The sequence below is a fragment of the Actinosynnema sp. genome, from assembly GCF_052038725.1.
The window spans coordinates 1-3,597 of record NZ_JBQGCX010000616.1; the positions used below are offsets into that span (position 1 = coordinate 1).

The 3,597-nt window shown below is 71.9% G+C and carries 3 protein-coding genes; 1 reads left to right on the plus strand and 2 read right to left on the minus strand.

Annotation, left to right across the window (positions count from 1 at the left end; translation table 11 throughout):
• Positions 1 to 909 (plus strand): hypothetical protein (locus ACTUAL_RS12985; RefSeq protein ID WP_440900412.1); only part of this gene is annotated, 909 nt, incomplete at its 5' end.
• A gap of 580 nt (positions 910 to 1,489) precedes the next feature.
• On the opposite strand, the gene ACTUAL_RS12990 is transcribed toward ACTUAL_RS12985, so the two are convergent.
• Positions 1,490 to 2,782, minus strand: a complete 1,293-nt coding sequence (locus ACTUAL_RS12990; protein ID WP_440900413.1) for an ISL3 family transposase — start codon at positions 2,780 to 2,782, stop codon at positions 1,490 to 1,492.
• 134 nt (positions 2,783 to 2,916) lie between these two features.
• The gene (locus ACTUAL_RS12995; protein WP_440900414.1) at positions 2,917 to 3,387 is read right to left on the minus strand and encodes an NUDIX hydrolase; all 471 of its coding nucleotides are present in this window, start codon (positions 3,385 to 3,387) and stop codon (positions 2,917 to 2,919) included.
• Positions 3,388 to 3,597: the final 210 nt, after the last annotated feature.

Consider the following 3,597-nt stretch of genomic DNA (forward strand, 5'->3'; position numbering starts at 1 on the left):
GTCGTCGACGCGCAGCCTGCCGCGCGGGGTCGGCGACACGGCGCGCCCGGCGGCTGCGGCTGGTGGGATGTGGGGGTGGGGGGGGCGACGGTGGAGCTCATCCCGCGGCGCTCGCCGTGGTGGGCCGTCGGGTACGTCGTCACCTTGGGGGCGGCGGGCGCCGTGGGGGCCCTGGTCGGCACCCGGCCCCAGGAGTGGGAGCTGTCGGCCCTGAGCCTGCTGCTCGGGCTCGCCGCCGGGGTGCTGTGGTGGTTCGACCGGCGCACGCCCCGGCGGCTCAGCGCCGACGCCGGGGCGCTGCGGCTGCACGCGCCCCACGGGCAGCGGTCGTTCCCGTGGCACGAGCTGCGCCGGGCCCGCAGCCGGGGCGGCCTGGGGGTGGACCACGTCGACACCCACCTGGAGCTGCACGACGGGGCGCTGGTGCGGCTGCCGCCGAACGTGCCGGGCGGAACGGTCGAGCGGTGGCGCGAGGGCGTCGCGGCCGGGGCCGCGCCCGCGGACGCGCTGCCGCAGTCGTGGCAGGTCACCGAGGCCACCCCGGGCGGCGGGCCGTGGCTGGCCATCGCGCTGACGCAGGTCGCGACGCAAGGCCTGATGAGGGGCCTCGGCCTGGGCCTGGTGGAGCTGGTGGTCCTCGTGCTGGCGCTGCTCCCGCTCGTGGCGGTCCTCGCCCGGCCGGTGCGGCGGTGGTGGCCCCCCGTGCAGGTGCGGGCCGACGCGACCGGGGTGCGCCTGGGCCGCCGCGGCCGCCGGCACGTGCCGTGGCACGAGGTCACCGACGTACGCCCGGCCGGCCGCTTCGACGCCACCACCGTCCTCGACCGCGGCACCGGCGACCCGGTCACCGTGGTCGGGCCCCCGCCGGACGTGGTGCGCCGCTGGCGTGAGCTGGCCCAGCAGACCTGAGCGACCGCGCCGGCCCCGAGAGTGCACCCATGACGGCGACACGCCGGAGTGTTCCGTCACCGATGCACCCTGACCCCCTGGGGGCCGGTCAGGGCCTGGCACGGGGTGCCGTAGGGCAGGTGGGGCTTACCCACGACCCACGGATTATGAGGCGGAGGTAGAGGGGTTTCGCACCTTGCTGCTGTGGGTCAACCACAGGCCAGGCCTGCGGAAATGCTTGTCGGGACCTGACAGCCATTGACGGCTGCTTGGCCACTCTTGTGCCCTGGTTGTGCCCAACGGCGACGGCGGCGCCCACCAAGCCAACGGGCGAGACCCTCGGGGGTCTCCCCCGACACCTGTCGCCTGGGTGGTGATCCCGTCGCGTCGGCCCGGAGTCAGAGCGGCTGACCTTCGGACGGTCGGCGCGGCGGGATCACTGCCCTTGTGCCGTTCACGCATCCCGGAGCCGAGGCCCGGGGTCCGGGGCAGAGCCCCACCAAGGGATTGTGGTGCTTCGACCCGGGACGACCGGACACCTCAAGCTCGCCGAAACTGGCTCTTCGTAGTTCCGCGTGATGTCGGGCGCTGAGGTGGGTGTTCATGCCGCGCTTCGGGCGGCACTGGCCAGGAGGATACGAGCCCGGTAGTGGGCCGGGTTCCGGTAGCCGCGCCCGCTCCGCTTGAGCTGCTTGATGCTGGTGTTCGCGGCCTCGGTGCGGGCGTTGGTGACGCCGGTGACGATGAGGACCTCGATCGCGTCCCACCAGGTGTTGACCGTCGCCAACAGGCGGGTGGTCTCGGACATCGCGGCGACGTCGACGTAGTAGGTGAGCAGGAGCCGCTGGTGGTTCGCGTCCGCCAGGTCACCAGCGCGCAGCAGCCGGCGCAGCTGCTCCTTGACCGCCCAGGCCGCACTGATCTCGTCGGTCGGGTCGTCGCTGCGCAACGTCGCCTCCAGCCGCGCCAGACCTCGAGCGGGCAAGGTGTTGCCGGCGCGCAGAAGGAGGCGCCGGTTGGCCCAGGTCGGGTCGATGGTCCGGCCACGGCGCTGCTTCTGCTCGCGGCTGACGCGTTGGCGGACCTGGGTCAGGGCGTCGTTGGCGAGCTTGACCAGGTGGAACGCGTCGACGCTGACCGCCGCGCGGGGCAGGTGCTGGCGCAGGGCCTTGCGGAACGCCGCGGACGGGTCGATCGCCACGACCTCGACCTGCTCGCGCCAGGCGGTGCTGCGCGCGGCAAGCCAGGCGGCGACGGAGGCGCTGTCGCGGCCATCGACCACACCCAGGACCCGACCGGTGGTCGTGTCCACGAACGTCGTCATCCAAGGCTCGTAGCGACGCCACGACCCGCTGACGGCGTCGCGGAAGAACCGGACCGAGCGGTACCTGTGCTCGTCGATCCCGAGGCGGCGGACGATGACGTCGTCGGGGTCGACGAGCCGTTCCGCGGCCGCGTTCACGACCGCCTGCACGGTCCACCACGACACCCGATGCCCCGCGGCAACCTCCGCGACGACCCGACCCGAGCCCACGACCGCCGCGAGCAGCAGCTGACGCAGCCGGGTGCTCAACCGGGCACGGGCCGGGACCTGGTCGGTGACCTCGACGAACGTCCGTCGGGCGCACTGCTGCTCGGCGCAGGCGAACCGCCGGCGCACCAGTACAACGTCCACGGCGCCAGCGACCGGGACGTCTCTCAGCCGCTGCCGGACGCGTTGATGGACCCGGCTGGACAACACGCCGCAGCCGGGGCACGCGGCCTCTGCCGCGGTCGAGGCCACGAGCACCTCCCGCGCGCCGTCGTCACGGTCCACGGCGCCCATCACTCGATGTCCGGGCAGGTCGAACAGCACGCTCGCAGCGTCACGCAGCGAGCCCGTAGCCTCGTTCACGGCTCGTGGTCCTCTTCTGGGCGGATGTCTCAGCAACACCCATCCCAGCGCAGGGCCACGAGCCCCTCACGACCGGGTGATCACGCTTAACTGCGAAGAGCCGTGTAAGGACAGAGGCGAGGGCGCTAGCGGCGTCAACCGATATGAATCTGGCCATTGTCAGCCAGGCCGTGGCGTATTCGTTCCCGCATCGAGGGGTGCATGGGTAGGGTGTCCACGTCGCGGAGGTCCACCCACTCCACGGCCTTGGACTCGCTGTTTGTTCTTGCGCCGCCCCCGATGAGGCGTGCTCGGAAGCAGATTGAGAACTGCTGGCGGACCTCGCCGTCGTCATACGCCATGACGTGACGGGGGTTGGTGTAGGTGCCGCTGATGCCGGTGACCTCGACGTCGTAGCCAGTCTCTTCCTTGACCTCGCGGACGACGGTGTCGGCGATGGAATCCCCGATCTCGTGTCCGCCTCCGGGTAGGGCCCACAGGTCGTTGTCGGTCTTGTGGATCAGGGGCAGCCGGCCGTGCTCGTCGAGGACGACGGCGACAACGGAGGGAACGACGCTGTTCGCGGCCGGGGCGTCGGGGTTGTCGATGTAGTCCTTGCGCGCCATGGCTCAGGAGGCTCGGCCGCCTGCTCCCAGACACGTTCGTAGGAGCTGAGGTAGTTCGTGAACAGCCGGCCTCCGTCGATCCGTCTCAGGTGCAGGACGGGTGAGTGGCTGGCGGCAGTGCCGAAGGTGTGGGGGCTGGCAAGCAGGGTCTCGTCGAAGCGGAACATCGACGTGTACAGCGTGGTGTCGTGCATGCGGGCCTCGATGCCA

Excerpts from the sequence above, each read along its gene's own strand:
- ACTUAL_RS12995 (WP_440900414.1), bottom strand. The coding sequence starts at position 3,387 with ATGGCGCGCAAGGACTACATCGACAACCCCGACGCCCCGGCCGCGAAC.